Below are 15,672 nucleotides of genomic sequence, written 5' to 3' on the forward strand. Positions count from 1 at the left end.
AAACGAGCGTACCACGATGCCGCCGCCTACACGATCGGCCAGCACCTTCGTGATCGCCGCCGTCAACGTCGTCTTCCCGTGATCCACGTGTCCGATCGTACCCACGTTCACGTGAGGCTTGTTGCGTAGAAACGTCTCTTTCGCCATAACTGTGTCGATTAACTTATTCGTGTGATGTTACGCGGGTGCATCGGGATGGCGGTTTCAGGCCGCAACACCGGTCGATGCCGCCACAATCTCGTCGGCGACGCTCTTCGGCACCGGCTCGTAGCTATGAAACTGCATGCTATAAATGGCTCGCCCCTGGGTGATGGAGCGCATGTCCGTGGAGTAGCCGAACATTTCGGAGAGCGGCACGAGCGCACGAATCACCTGAGCGTCGTTACGCTGTCCGAGGCTTTCGATGCGGCCACGGCGGCTGTTGAGGTCGCCAATCACGTCGCCCATGTACTCATCGGGCGTAACGACCTCGACCTCCATGATCGGCTCCTTCAGAACCGGCTTTGCCTTTCGCGCCGCCTCGCGGAAGCCCATTCGTCCGGCGATTTCGAAGGACATCTGGTCCGAGTCCACCGCGTGGAACTTGCCGTCGTACAGACGCGCCTTGATGCCTTCGATCGGGTAACCAGCCAACGGGCCCTGAAGCAACGCGCTGCGGATTCCCTTTTCAATGGCGGGGATAAACTCGCGCGGGATGTTACCGCCTACAACGGCATTCTCGAATTCCATGCCCACACCGGATTCGTTGGGCCCGATTTCCATTTGGATTTCGGCGAACTGGCCGCGGCCGCCCGACTGCTTCTTGTGCGTATAGCGTTCGTCCACCGTCGTCTGGATGGCTTCGCGGTAGGCCACCTGCGGCTTGCCGACGTTGGCTTCGACCTTGAACTCGCGGCGGAGACGATCAACGATGATCTCCAGGTGCAATTCGCCCATGCCGGCGATGATGGTCTGGCCCGTCTCGTGATCGACCGCCACCTTGAACGTCGGATCTTCTTCGGCGAGCTTTTGCAAGCCGGTACCCAGCTTGTCGCTATCGGCCTTGGTCTTCGGCTCGATGGCGATCCGGATGACCGGCTCGGGGAAGTTCATCTGCTCGAGGAGGATCGGGTTGTCGATCTCGCACAGCGTATCGCCCGTGCGTACATCTTTTAATCCGACGGCGGCGGCGATGTCGCCGGCGCTCACCACGTCCACATCCTCGCGGGTATTGGCATGCATAAACAGGATGCGGCCCACGCGCTCCTTCTTCCCGTTCGATGCATTAAACACGGCAGCGCCTTTTTGTAGCGTACCGCTATAGACCCGGAAAAACGTCAGCTTACCGACGTAAGGGTCCGTCATGATCTTAAACGCGATGCTACTGAAGGGTCCATTCGGGTCGGCCGTACGCGAGATTTGCTCATCGGTATGGGGATGGATGCCCTCCACGGCAGGGACGTCGACCGGGCTGGGGAGATAGTCGATCACCCCATCCAGTAAGCGCTGCACGCCCTTGTTCTTGAACGCCGTACCGCAGAAAACCGGCGTGATGCTCATGCCGATGGCCGCCTTGCGGACCGTAGCGCGTACTTCCTCGGGCGTGATCTCTTCGCCTTCGAGGTATTTCATGAGCAACTCGTCGTTATGCTCGGCGATCGACTCGAGAAGGTGGATGCGCCAGTGGCGGGCATCTTTCTTGAGGTCGTCCGGGATCTCAATCTCATCCCAGGTTGCGCCAAGGGCTTCGTCGTGCCACACGATCGCCTTGCCGCTGACCAGGTCGATCACACCACGGAACATGTCGCCCGCGCCGATTGGAATCTGCACCGGGACCGGATTGGCTTTCAGGCGATCCTTCATCATGCCGATGGCATTGTAGAAGTCGGCGCCCGTGCGGTCCATCTTATTGATAAAGGCAATACGCGGCACACGGTATTTGTCGGCCTGCCGCCATACCGTTTCCGACTGCGGCTCCACGCCACCCACGGCGCAGAACAGCGCGATCGCGCCATCGAGCACACGCAGGGATCGCTCTACCTCAATGGTGAAGTCGACGTGCCCCGGCGTATCGATGATGTTGATACGATGGTCATTCCAGAAGCACGTGGTCGCCGCACTCGTGATCGTGATGCCACGCTCCTTCTCCTGCTCCATCCAGTCCATGGTTGCACCGCCCTCATGGACTTCACCCATGCGATGGAGGCGCCCCGTGTAATACAGAATGCGCTCGGTCGTGGTCGTCTTCCCCGCATCAATATGGGCCATGATGCCAATATTGCGCGTGTCTTTGAGGGCAGTCTTTTTATTGTCAGCCATTTCTGGTATTCGCTAGGGTACAATCATCGGTTGAAATCTCACCTCACCGAGGCGCCTCACCCGATGCATACTATCTAACAGGTAACGGGTACTGAGTAACGGTCTGGTAGCACGTAACAGGTACTGGGTAAAAGGCATGAACCATACCGCCGGCCATTAGAACCGGAAGTGGGCGAACGCCTTGTTAGCTTCGGCCATACGGTGCGTGTCGTCTTTCTTCTTGATTGACCCGCCCTCTCCGCCGGCGGCACTCATCAACTCCTTCGCAAGCCGTACAGCCATGCTCTTGTCCGTGCGCGTCCATGCATACTGGATGATCCAGCGAAACGCCAGAGCCACACGCCGATCCGGCCGCACTTCAACAGGAACCTGGTAGGTGGCGCCACCCACGCGGCGGCTCCGAACTTCAACCAGCGGCGACACATTGTTCACCGCCTTTTTGAACACGTCGACACCCGGCTCATTCGTACGCTCTTCAATAAAGTCGAATGCCTTGTAGACGATGCGCTGAGCAATGCTCTTCTTACCGCTCCGCATCACACTGCTCACAAATCGCGACACAAGCTGATCGCTGTAGACCGGATCAGCCGTTATCGTCCGCCGTTCTGCTGTTCTTCTGCGCATAAGCGTAAATTCTGAAAAAGGAAAGCTTCTAATGACAGCCCGGCCAACGCAGCCGGCCAATGCCGACTACATCCCTGCCCCGGGTGCTACTTCTTCTGCTTGGGACGCTTCGCCCCATACTTGGAACGACTTTTACGCCGATCGTCCACGCCCGACGTATCGAGAGCGCCACGAACGATGTGATACTTCACACCCGGCAAGTCCTTCACACGACCACCACGCACCAGGACGATCGAGTGCTCTTGCAAATTGTGCCCCTCGCCCGGGATATAGGCGATGACCTCAATGCTGTTGCTCAACCGAACCTTGGCCACCTTACGAAGCGCCGAGTTCGGCTTCTTCGGTGTCGTCGTATAAACACGCGTGCAAACGCCACGACGCTGCGGCATGCTCATCAAAGCCGGGGACTTGGTCTTGCGGACCTTGCTCTGGCGCCCCTTGCGAACCAATTGCTGAATTGTCGGCACGTACGCTTCCGTTCTTCTGAACTGTTAGGAGTCACTTCGTGGCTGCTGCCACAAACCAACCCACCGGATTTTTTTCCAGACTAGTATGATACCCAACAGCAGCGGTTTGTTCTAATTCTTTCTTCAAGATACCGTTAATTAGCGGCCTAAACGCCTGATTTTAACGGAATTAACGACTATGATTGATCAATTGAGATAGATCGATTGATCAATATGAGCCGAAGGAAGAAAAAGCACGCTCCTCTTGAATCATGTCCGGCGCCGCCGGCACGAAAGGCATAGAAAAACAAAAACGTCCAGCCCTTTCGCGATCAGCGGCCGGGATGAACGTCTTCGCCTTCTACTGGTTCCTTGCGCGCGCGCCGTCAGGGTGCGGCAGCCTCAATGCTCTCTTCTTCGCTCTGCTGCCCCTTCCCATTTACGTAGACGTATTCCCCGAAGGGACGCTGACCCAGAATTTCGACGAGATCGCGTGGCCCGAGGACCTCCTTCTTGAGCAGTAACTCGGCCATCTCGGTCAACTTATCCCGCTTTTCGAGCAGCAGGGTACGGGCGCGTGCCTCGACATCCTCAATGAAGCCTCGCACCTCCTGGTCGATGATACGCGCCGTTTCCTCCGAGTAAGGTTTATCAAACATCGGCGATTCGTCGGAACGGCCGGACAGATTGAAGCTGATGTTACCCAGGCCTTCACTCATACCATAATCCACGACCATCGCGTAGGCCATCTTCGTGATTCGCTCGAGATCGTTCTGGGCGCCCGTGGTAATTTGCCCGAAGACGATCTTCTCGGCCACTCGGCCGCCAATTGCCATCGTCATGCGGTCCAGGAGCGCTTCACGCGTATACAGATAACGCTCTTCAGGCAGATACTGCGCGTAGCCAAGAGCGGCCAGGCCGCGCGGCACGATGGACACCTTAACGACGGGATCCGTATGGGGCAAAAACCAACCGGTGATCGCATGGCCGGCCTCGTGGTAGGCCACGATCTTCCGCTCTTCGGGCGAAATAATCTTGTTCTTCTTCTCCAGACCGCCGATGACCCGGTCGATGGACCGCTCGAAGTCATCCATCTCGATCGAATCCTTGTTCTCTCGGGCCGCAAGGATGGCGGCTTCGTTGCAGACGTTGGCGATCTCGGCGCCGGCGAAACCTGGCGTCTGGCTGGCCAGAACACTCACATCCACTTCCTGCGAAAGGATGAGATTCCGGGTATGCACACGGAAGATTTCTTCGCGCTCCTTTCGGTCCGGCTTGTCGATCAAGATCTGGCGATCGAACCGGCCTGGGCGCAACAACGCCGAGTCCAACACATCGGGGCGGTTGGTGGCGGCCATGATGATGACCCCCTTGTCCGTATTAAACCCATCCATCTCTACCAGGATCTGGTTGAGCGTATTCTCGCGCTCATCGTTCGCCCCCATCATCATGCCTCGGCCTCGTGAGCGGCCGATAGCATCGATCTCGTCGATGAAGATGATACATGGCGCCTTTTCTTTGGCCTGCTTGAAGAGGTCCCGCACGCGCGCCGCGCCGACGCCGACAAACATCTCAACAAAATCCGAACCCGACAGAGAGAAGAAGGGCGTGCCGGCCTCGCCGGCTACCGCCTTCGCCAGCAACGTTTTACCCGTACCAGGAGGGCCGACCAGCAACACGCCCTTCGGAAGCTTGCCACCTAGCTTGGTGAAGCGCTTTGGGTTTTTCAGAAACTCGACGACTTCGACGACTTCCTCTTTCGCCTCATCGAGGCCGGCTACGTCTTTGAACGTGATCGTCTGATCCCCCATGGCGTCGAACAAGACAGCCTTGTTCTTACCGATATTCAATACCTGCGAACCGGGGTTCATCCGCCGAATCAGGAACATCCACAGGGCGACGATGATGAGCAGCGGGAATACCCAGGTCAGCATCCCGCCAAACCAGTTGTTTTCCGCCTCAAAACTAAAGGCTACGTTGTGTTCGCTGAGAAAATCGCTGATGGGCTCTTCAGACGACTTTATCGTGGTAAACCGACGCGCCGAGCCTTCCGTTACGCCACCGAGGAAGTCCTGCCGGGGCTTGGCGAGCTTCACACGACCCTGCTCCGCAGCTTGCTCGGTGTACATGCCGTTGATGCGTGTATCGCCGACGATGTCGACCTTCTCGACATAGCCATTTCGTACGTGTTCGAGAAACGCGCTGTAATCGATGCGATTAGGGTCCTCGCCGCTCAAGAAGAACAGGAAGTTCGCAAGAAACGCCAGAAACACGATGAGATAGATCCACAACGAAAACCGATTCCTGCGGTCATTCATCCGATTACCGTCACCTCCAGAGGAAAAATCACTAGTATCACGCTCGTTTTGAGCCATGGGGACGCGTCCTTAGTTTGGTTGCGATGCAGGTCCGTTAGCGTCTTATTGAGACTCAGAAAAAAAGCTGGCGTGATTCGGGTGGGAGCACTTTTTGCGGGAAATATGCGGGCGTGCGTTCAAGCCGAACCCCTTGAAAGCGGCTTAAGTTCCTCTGGTCCACTCGCTCCAAGACCGCCGCGAGTATCTGCCTGACGGCCCAATTACCGCGGATTCCGCAGATCCAAAAACCAGGTATTTGCGGGAAACGCCTCTTTGTTGGCGGCGAGCCCGGCGCGTGCCTCGTCCAGTGTCGCGAAAATCCCTACGATCACGCGATGCCGGGTAGGCGCCTTGAGTACGGCGGATCTGTAGCCTTTATCTACATACTCCTGTCTGACACCATCGGCGGGGTCCAGCTCCGGAAACGAGGCCACGACGAGCACCCACCCCTCCGCCGTGAGATCGATTGGCTCCGGGCCCTTGAGCTGGCGCTCTTCCGGACTCAGGGCATCAAGCACCGCCTGCTGCTCGATCTCTTCGACCATTTGGAGGGCCTGCCCTTCCGGACGCAGCTCGGCGATCGCTTTGAGACGACGATTGGCGACATCGGCATAAGGCGTTCGGGGATACCGTTCCACGATCTCGCCGTACAACCTGTCGATTCGTATCGGCGCCCAGACCGGGCGGATAGCGGACATCTTTTCGGCCAGCGTCAGGGGCGTCCGGTTCGGGATAACCCGGGCGGATTCTACAGCGATGGCCAGGCTGTCCGGGGCCGGTCCTACCACGTCGAGGCTATCTCGGGCGGCATCAAGGGTATCTTGCGCGACGCGGGGATCGGTCATCGATGGGGCCAGGGTATCGGCCGGCGCGAGGGCCAGGGTATCGGCCGGCGCGAGGGCCAGCGAATCCATCGGCGCATCTTCGGTCGTGGTTTTCGGCGCGGCGGGTGACGCTTGCGTCCTGACCGGGCGACGGACCGTTGGCGTAGCGACCGGCTGGTTGGCCGGGGCGGAGGCACCAGATGCCGCGGGCTCAACCGGTTTTGCGGCGCGGAGAGAATCCACAAACGCGTATCCGGCCAGCAGCGAATCCGGAAGATCGGGCAGCGGCAGGGCGTAGATATCGAGGCTATCCGTCATCGCCCATTCCAGGTACATCGCGCCGACGGCCAGCCAGGCGCGCGGCGCCATATCGCTAAGGGGGAACGACTCGGCGGCGGTCAGCATGTCGGTGATCGCCTGCGCGTACTGTCGCGCGCTCCATCGATCGTAGGCGCGATCATAGGCGGCATCGGCGAGACTCGTCGAATCGGGGGCGTCTTCGACCAGGGTGGGAGCCATGCCGAGTTGGCCCCTCACCCGATCGGAAAAGTCGTTATTCGGGAAGAGATCGAGTACCCGCGCATACAGGTTGCTCGCCGAAAGGCTGTCACCCAGGGCACGCTGAACTTCAGCAAGGGCGTAGTACGCGCGCTGCGCGACGGGTAGATCGCCCGTATCCTCGATCACCATACGGTACCAGGCCGCGGCGGAGTCCGGCCGCTCCATGGAAAGAAAGAGCACGTTGGCGAGTTCGTATCGAATCTGGGCGCGTTGTTCTTCCATGGCGGACCGAGTGGCTTCGTCGCGCGGTACTTCCGAGAAGTCGACTTCGGGCAGTTCCATCTCATCGAGGAGCTGCTGGCGGGCGCTGATCACGGTCGAGTCGGTCGCGAGCCCACTTTGCGCCTGCACCGAAGAGTTCACCGCGTCGAGCCGGCGCCAGTTTTCAACCCGGGGACGATCGCCCCACCGGGCAATGAAGTTGAGCCGGCCCTCCTGAAGACGGATTCGATCCTTGTAAAACAAAAACCCGGAATCTGAATCTCCCTGGGCGATCGCATCGGCAAACGCGTCAAGCTGTTTGCCGCTGCTTTCGGCTACGGTTGAAATCGCCTGAAACTGCTGCTCGGCCTGACGACGCGCTTGCGCGCGTTGTTCTTCCAGGATCTCTTCGCCGCGTTTCTTCCGCAGGTCCAGGATAAAGGCATCGAAGGATTCCTCATCCATCTCCCCGAGACGCATGAGGGAGTCGACATGCACAAGTTTATCATGTACCGTAGAAAAGCTACCGAACACTTCGGCCTGTTTCTCGCCGTCGGTGATGGCCTCCGGCGCATACTGGATGGCGGCGGCGGTGGCCGGCCGGCGCGCGGTCGACTGCAGGGATCCACGCGCCGTGTCGAAGTGGGCCGCGGCGTAGTTGAAGTCTACGTACTCATCCCGATACAACTCGCCGATCGCATGGTGAAGCTTGCCCCTGATGGCCGTGGCGTTGATGGTCCGATCCTCGGTATACAGCAGCCCATCGTAGATCTCGTAGGCCTCATTCGGCAGACGCATGGCTTGGAATACACGGCCGCGGAAGTAGGCCAGTTCGGCGCGGCTTTCGAAGTTTTTGTCGTCACGTTCCATGGAGCGCACGAGGCGGAGCGCCCGAACGGAATTACCATGCTGGGCTTCGACACGGATTTCGCTGACGAGGGCCGCGTAATACAGGGCATACTCGGGCTTGAAGTCCTGCACGCGCGCATACGCCAGGAGCGCCTTATCGTACTGGTCGAGCGTTTCATATACCTGGCCCAGCAAAAACGTGGCGCGGCCGGCGGTCGTCCGGTCGGGCGCCCGTTCCAGGCCGCGCTCGAGTTCGAGAGCGGCTTCCTCCCAGGCGCTACGACGCACGTGCAGTTCCCCGAGGGCCAGCCGGAGTTGCGCCTCCCATTTTCGTGAAAGCCCCTCCACACTCAGGCTAAATTCGATGTGATTGATCGCGTCGTCGAAGGAGTTCGAGGCAATCAGGGTGCGGGCGAGCCAGAAGCGGGACTCGTCTCCGAGATCGCCGCCGATCGAAATCACTTCCTGGAATTTCTCCTCGGCGCCGACGTAGTTCTCCAGATAGAAGTACGATTTCCCGATCAGCAGCAGCGCATCGTCCACCCACTTGGAACCCTGGTTCTCGCGCAATACGTCCGCGCTCTTCTTGATGGCCTCGTTGAAGTTCTGCTCGTTCGACACCCGTTCCGGTTTATGGAAGACCGAGAGGTAGACCGTGCGGTCGATGCCCTGATTCGCAGTCCGCTCGATGGCCCGCACACCCTCGGCGTACTGTTTCCGGGCATTATAAAACGTATTGTAGTACGCCGTGAAGTTATCGTAACGGCGACCGATGAAGGACTCCTGCTTGCATCCGGCGGCCAGCAGGACGACCCCGATGATCAAGAGGATGCGGCCGGCTGGGAGGCGGCGCCCATGGCGAGTCATCATGTGGTGTTCTGGTTTGCAGGCGTGCACATGGTCAGGCATGTGCTGTGGGGCTCCCCTGGTGGGTCGACGTATCGCCATTGGACCTGTTGCAGGAACCGCCAGCAGCGGGATTCAGACCTGGGTGACGTGGATCATATTCGTACGTCCGCGGGCGGGGAGCGGCATGCCGGCCGTGACCACCACACGATCCCCCGGCGCCACGAGATTGTGCTTCTTGAGCAAATCGTGCACCAGCTTCACCCCCTGGTCGGTGTCTCGTTGAAAGGGAATGGCAAATGCTTTTGTTCCCCACAACAGCGCCAGCTGCTTGACGACCTTTTCGTGATTGGTAAAGGCATAAAGCGGCATTCCCGGGCGGTGGCGAGCGATCGAGCGGGCCGTGGTGCCCGAGCTCGTCAGGCAGGCGATGGCGCTCGCGCCTACCTGACAGGCGAGCTGATAGGCGGTATAACTGACGGACTCCGTGAGCGCCTTCGAGATCCACTCCGCCTCCGGCCCGAGCGGCATCTGAAAGCCCAGGCGCTCGGTTTCGAGGATGATCTGTGACATGGCTTCTACGACGCGCGTCGGGTGTTTGCCGGCGGCGGTCTCGCCCGAGAGCATCACCGCGTCGCTGCCATCTAACACGGCATTGGCGACATCGCTCGCTTCGGCGCGGGTGGGTCGTGGGTTTTCGATCATGCTTTCGAGCATCTGCGTTGCCGTGATGACGGGCTTCGCGGCGCGCCGGCACTTGTTGATGATCATCTTCTGGGTAACCGGCACCTGGGCCATCGGCATTTCGATCCCGAGGTCGCCGCGCGCGACCATGATGCCATCCGCCCGTTTGAGGATTTGATCGATGTTCATGACCGCCTCCGGTTTCTCGATCTTGGCAATGACCTGCACGGCCTTGCCGCTAGTCCGGATTCGCTGCACGAGGTTTGTCACGTCGGACTCATCCCGCACGAACGAGAGTGCGATGAGATCGACATCCATCGACAGGCCAAACTCGAGATCGGCGATGTCTTTTTCGGTCAGTGCCGGCGTGCTCGTACGGATGTGCGGCAGGTTCACGCCTTTGCGGGAGCGGAGCATGCCGCCGACGATGACCTCGGTGATGACATCCCGGCCGACGATCTCCATCACCTGGAGTTCGAGTAGTCCATCGTCGAGCAGGATGCGGCCGCCGGCGTCGATATCCCTAGCGAGGGTGGAATAACTCACATAAATGCGCTCTCCGCTGTTGTCCGCCGGGTCGGGCGAGAGGATGAGGCGCTGGCCTTTATGAATGAGGATCGCCCCGTTTTCGATGTCTCCGACGCGAATTTTAGGCCCCTGAAGGTCCTGGAGGATCGCCACATCGCGGCCGGCGGCGGCGGCGGCCTCGCGCACGTCCAGGATTCGCCGCCGATGGTCCTCGTGGGAGCCGTGGGAGAAGTTGAGCCGAGCCACGTCCATCCCGGCATCGACGAGCGCGCGAATCATGCCGGGGTCGGAAGAAGAGGGGCCGAGCGTACAAATAATCTTCGTGCGGCGTGACATGGAGGTGTCCTGAAAGGCTGATGAGCGTGAAGGGTGTGCGTCAGATATGGCTCACATCAACCGCATATCGCTCACTTTGATTCGAGCACTCCCACCCCACCTCACCTGTGAAGAAAGGAACTGTGTTAACCGATAGTTAAAGTTGTAAATTGTGCCCCGGCCAAGAACTTGCCCTCCTTCTGCCCGGTTTTCAGCATGGACCCTTCCTGTGAACACGTAACGCCATGATGAATCGCAAAAAACCCTCCTGGATGCTGCTGATGGTCCTGAGCATGGCCGTGCTGCTCCCCGGGCTCGCGTTTATGCAGTTCCGTTGGATCGGTCAGCTCTCGGATAGCGAACTGGAGCGCATGCGCGCCAACCTGAATACGAGCGCCGAGTATTTTCACGACGCGTTCGACCGGGAGATCTCCCCCCTTCGCTGGTTGTTTCGCGTGAGCCTGACGGGGTCGACCGAAGAAGTGGCCAACCAGCTCGCCCTCAACTACCGGCACTGGGAGCGGATGACCGAACACCCCCGGCTGATCGAACGAATCTACTGGATCGATTATCCGAGCCGGCACGCCGTGCGCCTCCAGGAGCTGGACCGCGCGACGGGTGTGTTGCGCGAGATCCCCTGGCCGGACTCGCTGCTCTCCTGGCGGGATTACATCGTGCTCCGCAACCAGCTCCAACGCGAGGCCCTGGAATCCGCGCCGGCGCGCGACTTCGACGTTGAAAACGACGCGTTGCGCGACTTCCGGGCGCGGAACGCCGCGCTGCTCGCCCGAACGCCGGCCATCCCGATCCCTGTCTCGATCGACCCCGAAATTGGCGCCGAGGACCTACTGAACAACCTGGACGCCACGATCGCGGGCCGGGCCGGCCACACGCTGCTGCTCCTGAACCGGACGTATATTGTCGACACCCTGCTTACCGGCCTCGCGACCGAATTTGCCGGCGCCGGGGACGATGCCGGCTACCACGTCATGGTCGTCAGCCAGGACGACGAGGAACTGGTGATCTTTCAATCCGACTCAACGCTGACGCTGCGCGACTTCGAGAAGCCGGACGCCGTTCACTTCCTGGGCGGGGGCTTTTTCTGGCAACGCCAGCCCCTCACCCCCAGCTCGATGATCGTGCGGGGCTACACGGCGCTCGCCAACCGAGACCCTTCGTTCGCCCGGTTGTTGATCGACCGGGCCCAGCATGATTGGTTGCCGGCGCTACCGGACAGCCTGCCGTTCGAGACCATCGCCCACGAGCCGCCATTCCCGCTCCAGGCCGTGCTGCGCATGGCCCGTGAAAACGACGTGGAAGGCCAGCTGACCACCGAATACCTCTTGGGCGCGTTGACGCGATTGCAAGACGAAGCGATGGACCAGAACGGTCCCAAGCCTCCGCCGGCCGACAGCGCCGCCGCACAGCTGGAGGACGATGGCCGGCACGCCTGGAAAATGATGCTGAAGCACCGAACCGGGTCGCTGGAAGCGTCGGTCCGCGCCAATCGCTCGCGAAACCTGTTCATGAGCTTCGGCATCCTGCTACTGCTGGGCTCCGCGGTCGCGCTGCTCTATAACTCTTCCCGCCGAGCGCGCTTCCTGGCCGAGCAACAGATGGAATTTGTGGCCGGCATCTCGCATGAGCTTCGTACCCCCCTCGCCGTCATCCATTCGGCCGCCGAAAATCTGGCGGACGGCGTCGTCCAGAGCGCCGAGCACTCCAAGCGGTACGGCGATCTGATCCGTCGCGAGGGGCGGCGACTCACCGAGATGGTGGAACAGGTGCTGGAGCTGGCCGGCGTACAGTCCGGCCAGAAGCGGTATCTTTTCCGCCCGGCCTCCATCGCAGGCACCATTGACCAGGCGCTGTCGTCGTGTGAGGGGGCACTGAGAGAGGCCGACTTCATGGTATCGAAAACCATCGCCCCGGACCTGCCCGAGATGACGATCGACGACCGGTCCCTCCAGACGGCGCTACGCAACCTGATAACCAACGCGATTAAATACAGCGACGGGCGCACGTGGCTGGGGATCGAGGCCGTGTTGACCCGCAACGGCAAGGGCCCCGAGGTCCAGGTGACGGTGCGCGATAAAGGCAGCGGGATCCCCGCGAACGAGTTACCCTTTATTTTCGACCGCTTCTATCGCGGCCACGCCGTGCGAGAAGCGCAAATTCACGGCAACGGCCTCGGCCTGAGCCTCGTCAAATCCACCGCCGAGGCGCATGGCGGCCGCGTAACGGTCGTCAGCGAACCCGGTAAAGGCAGCGCATTTACGCTGCATCTCCCCCTGCGTACGACCGTCGAAACCGAGCCGGCGGCTACGGCCTGATCCCTCATGAGCAAACGCATCTTATTGATCGAAGACGAGCCGGGCCTGGTGATGACCCTCACGGATCGACTTGCCAGCGAAGGCTACACTATCGTGAGCCGTAACGATGGCGATTCCGGCTTGAGTACCGCGCTTAACGAAGCGTTCGACCTGGTGTTGCTCGATGTCATGTTGCCGAAGAAAAGCGGCTTCGACGTCTGCCAGGAATTACGAAAGCGCGACGTGCGGACCCCCATCATGATGCTGACGGCCCGCGGGCAGGTGGTGGACAAGGTGGTGGGGTTAAAAATCGGGGCGGACGATTACCTGACGAAGCCCTTCGAGATGCCCGAGTTGATCGCCCGGATAGAGGCGTTGATTCGGCGCGCCGGCGCGGCGAACCCGCTCATTGCGACGGAGGTGCACCAGTTTGGGGACGTAGAGATCGACTTCCGGCGGGCCGAAGTGCGCCGCGCCGGCACGATCGTCGACCTCTCGGCTAAAGAATTTCAGCTCCTCCGCTACTTCATGGAGCACCGCGGCGCCACGCTGTCTCGCGACGAACTGCTGAACGAGGTGTGGGGCTACAACTCGCTCCCCTCGACCCGCACGATCGACGTACATGTGGCCTGGCTCCGGCAAAAGCTGGAGCCCAACCCGCGGCATCCCCAGTATATCCTCACCGTACACGGCCTGGGCTATAAATTCGCCGAGTGATGCGCCTTCCTTTCGACGAAGTACTGGCTACCCTCCAGCGCCTTTTTCAAGGGGAAGGATATCCCACCGAAGCCGCCGCGCTCAGCGCCCGCCTCATCGCTGAAACCAGCCTGGACGGGGTGTATTCGCATGGCCTCAACCGGGTACCACGGGTGCTGGCGATGATCGCCAACGGATCTATTATTGTCGATGCGGAGCCTGTCCGTATAAAGGGCGCCGGCGCGTTCGAGCAGTGGGACGGTCAGATGGGCCCGGGTAATGTCAACGCGCACCGATGTATGGCGCGCGCGCTTACGCTGGCGGAGACCCATGGCATCGGAGCCGTGGCGTTGCGGCACACCAACCACTGGATGCGGGGCGGGTCGTATGGCTGGCAGGCGGCAGACGCCGGCTGTATAGGGATCTGCTGGACCAACACGAACCAGAACCTGCCTCCCTGGGGCTCTGCGGCGCCACGTATCGGCAACAATCCGATCGTGATGGCGCTGCCCATGCCGGAAGGAGCCGTCGTGATCGACATGGCGATGTCCCAATATTCCTACGGGGCGCTGGATTCCTACCGAAAGAAAGCCGAACGCCTGCCCGTCCCCGGCGGTTTCGATGCCGCGGGGGCACTCACCGACGACCCGGGCGCCATCGAAGCGAGCGGCCGGCCGCTCCCCATTGGCTACTGGAAGGGCTCGGCGCTGTCGATTGCGCTGGACCTGATCGCGGCCGGCCTCTCCGAAGGGGACGCGACCTGCACCATCGCGAGCGACCCGCTTCTCGAGCGGAGCCTGTCCCAGATATTCATCGCCATAAAGCCCTTTTCGCCGGCTTTTGTCGCGACGGTGGCGGAGCAGACCATCCAGCATCTCCACGCTTCGCCGGCCGTTCCGGGCGCTTCCGTGCGGTATCCGGGCGAACGCACCCTGGAGACTCGGCGTGAGAATCGGACCCTGGGCATCCCGGTGGATCCGGCTGTCTGGCGGGCCATCCTGGATGCAAGCGGGGGGTAATGCAGGCATCCTAACCTATTCTGTCGTATTATGTCGCACCGATCCACCCGTAAAACCATCCCCCCAAGGTGCTATGCGTCATCCTCTCCTGTCTCTTTTCCTCTTCGTGCTGTGTTGTGCAGGCCTCTCGCCTCACGACAGCCTCGCGCAAATCAAAATCTCCTGTAAAGCGCCTGACATCACCCGCTGGCGGGGCGAGATGGCGTTGAGCATGGAGGCGGGAAAGCAAGATTGCGAAGAGGCCTCGCGGCTGGCCAAACGCGCATCCGAACTGCGCGATGATGTGAAAGAGCACGGCAAGAAAGCAGATACGGAATCGAAGCGGGCCAAGGACCTGCGCGACCAGGCCGACGACCGCCGGAAGGAAGCCGAACGACGCACCAAAGAGGCCACGGATGTGCTCAACGAAGCGCGGCGGGAAGTAAATCGTCTGCAGGAGCACAGCGACGCGATCGCCACTTGGCGTAACGCCCTGTCGGTCCGGATCCCGTTTCGCGTTGGGACCGTGGACACCGTGGCTGTCCCGCAGGTGCAGGGGATCGAGTCCGATGCCGCGCGAAACGACGCCATTGCGTCGTTTGAAACGTACGCCGCCGAAGTGACTGGACTTGCGGAAGGTGAATCCGAGGCCGTCGATCAGCTGGCTCAGCTCCTGGATCAAGAGGCCAACAGCCTGGCGTCCCGGGCCGACCTGCATGAGCAACGCGCCGCCAGGTACCGGTCCACCGTCCTGGCCGCCGAGCAGGCCGCATCGCGTCTCGAGATCGCCGCGCGGGTAAGTGAAGATGCCGCGCTGCTCCACCAGATGAACGCGGCTCTGCAATTCATGGCGCAGGAGCAGGGTAACGCCGACGCTCGTAAGGAAGTCGACCGGGCGATCAAGTTCGTGGAAACCAACCTGGGCCGGCTCCCGGTAGGCGTCATGCAACAGGCCTCTGCGTTGCTGAGCAGCAGCCGGGCGGGGGGATGATTAAAGGATAGCGATTAAAGATGGCAGGGAGGGTACGATGAAGCGCTGGCGAGTTACCACCCCATCCCGAGCGCAATTCCTTTAATCGTTAATTTCCAATCTTTAACCTCTTAACAAGGTGGGGGGACCACCTCGCACGACG

11 protein-coding genes are annotated in these 15,672 nt (G+C 60.6%); 4 read left to right on the top strand and 7 right to left on the bottom strand.

Features of this window, described 5'->3' with window-relative positions:
* From SH809_11380 to pyk, 7 genes are all read right to left on the bottom strand, one after another.
* Window positions 1-147 (bottom strand): GTP-binding protein (locus SH809_11380; GenBank protein MDZ4700299.1); only part of this gene is annotated, 147 nt, incomplete at its 3' end.
* A 57-nt stretch (window positions 148-204) separates the two neighbouring features.
* Window positions 205-2,298 carry an elongation factor G gene (fusA, locus tag SH809_11385; protein ID MDZ4700300.1) on the bottom strand — a complete coding sequence of 698 codons (2,094 nt, stop codon included), beginning with the start codon at window positions 2,296-2,298 and terminating at the stop codon, window positions 205-207.
* A 156-nt stretch (window positions 2,299-2,454) separates the two neighbouring features.
* Window positions 2,455-2,922 carry a 30S ribosomal protein S7 gene (rpsG, locus tag SH809_11390; GenBank protein MDZ4700301.1) on the bottom strand — a complete coding sequence of 156 codons (468 nt, stop codon included), beginning with the start codon at window positions 2,920-2,922 and terminating at the stop codon, window positions 2,455-2,457.
* A gap of 86 nt (window positions 2,923-3,008) precedes the next feature.
* Window positions 3,009-3,389, bottom strand: a complete 381-nt coding sequence (gene rpsL, locus SH809_11395) for a 30S ribosomal protein S12 (protein MDZ4700302.1) — start codon at window positions 3,387-3,389, stop codon at window positions 3,009-3,011.
* 365 nt (window positions 3,390-3,754) lie between these two features.
* Window positions 3,755-5,743: an ATP-dependent zinc metalloprotease FtsH gene (gene ftsH / locus SH809_11400; protein ID MDZ4700303.1), complete on the bottom strand. Its 1,989-nt coding sequence runs from the start codon at window positions 5,741-5,743 to the stop codon at window positions 3,755-3,757.
* Window positions 5,744-5,946: 203 nt separating this feature from the next.
* Entirely contained in the window at window positions 5,947-9,030 is a 3,084-nt protein-coding gene (locus SH809_11405) for a tetratricopeptide repeat protein (protein MDZ4700304.1), read from the bottom strand.
* Between the two features lie 111 nt (window positions 9,031-9,141).
* Window positions 9,142-10,554: a pyruvate kinase gene (gene pyk, locus SH809_11410; GenBank protein ID MDZ4700305.1), complete on the bottom strand. Its 1,413-nt coding sequence runs from the start codon at window positions 10,552-10,554 to the stop codon at window positions 9,142-9,144.
* 224 nt (window positions 10,555-10,778) lie between these two features.
* Between pyk and SH809_11415 the strand changes: the two genes are divergently transcribed.
* The 4 genes from SH809_11415 (at window position 10,779) to SH809_11430 (ending at window position 15,530) form a co-directional block, all read left to right on the top strand.
* Window positions 10,779-12,866: a HAMP domain-containing sensor histidine kinase gene (locus SH809_11415; GenBank protein ID MDZ4700306.1), complete on the top strand. Its 2,088-nt coding sequence runs from the start codon at window positions 10,779-10,781 to the stop codon at window positions 12,864-12,866.
* Window positions 12,867-12,872: 6 nt separating this feature from the next.
* A complete protein-coding gene (locus SH809_11420; protein ID MDZ4700307.1) occupies window positions 12,873-13,562 on the top strand; it encodes a response regulator transcription factor in 690 nt (229 codons plus the stop codon).
* Window positions 13,562-14,560, top strand: a complete 999-nt coding sequence (yiaK, locus tag SH809_11425) for a 3-dehydro-L-gulonate 2-dehydrogenase (protein ID MDZ4700308.1) — start codon at window positions 13,562-13,564, stop codon at window positions 14,558-14,560. The genes SH809_11420 and yiaK overlap by 1 nt, the downstream gene beginning before the upstream one ends.
* Before the next feature lie 73 nt (window positions 14,561-14,633).
* On the top strand, window positions 14,634-15,530 hold the full coding sequence (locus SH809_11430) for a hypothetical protein (protein MDZ4700309.1): 897 nt from the start codon (window positions 14,634-14,636) through the stop codon (window positions 15,528-15,530).
* The last annotated feature ends 142 nt before the right edge of the window (window positions 15,531-15,672 follow it).

It is taken from the genome of Rhodothermales bacterium (assembly GCA_034439735.1).
Lineage (GTDB): Bacteria > Bacteroidota > Rhodothermia > Rhodothermales > JAHQVL01 > JAWKNW01.

Coding starts and splice junctions, on each gene's coding strand:
- fusA (MDZ4700300.1), bottom strand. CDS start 2,298: ATGGCTGACAATAAAAAGACTGCCCTCAAAGACACGCGCAATATTGGC.
- rpsG (MDZ4700301.1), bottom strand. CDS start 2,922: ATGCGCAGAAGAACAGCAGAACGGCGGACGATAACGGCTGATCCGGTC.
- ftsH (MDZ4700303.1), bottom strand. CDS start 5,743: ATGGCTCAAAACGAGCGTGATACTAGTGATTTTTCCTCTGGAGGTGAC.
- SH809_11405 (MDZ4700304.1), bottom strand. CDS start 9,030: ATGATGACTCGCCATGGGCGCCGCCTCCCAGCCGGCCGCATCCTCTTG.
- pyk (MDZ4700305.1), bottom strand. CDS start 10,554: ATGTCACGCCGCACGAAGATTATTTGTACGCTCGGCCCCTCTTCTTCC.
- SH809_11415 (MDZ4700306.1), top strand. CDS start 10,779: ATGATGAATCGCAAAAAACCCTCCTGGATGCTGCTGATGGTCCTGAGC.
- SH809_11420 (MDZ4700307.1), top strand. CDS start 12,873: ATGAGCAAACGCATCTTATTGATCGAAGACGAGCCGGGCCTGGTGATG.
- yiaK (MDZ4700308.1), top strand. CDS start 13,562: ATGCGCCTTCCTTTCGACGAAGTACTGGCTACCCTCCAGCGCCTTTTT.
- SH809_11430 (MDZ4700309.1), top strand. CDS start 14,634: ATGCGTCATCCTCTCCTGTCTCTTTTCCTCTTCGTGCTGTGTTGTGCA.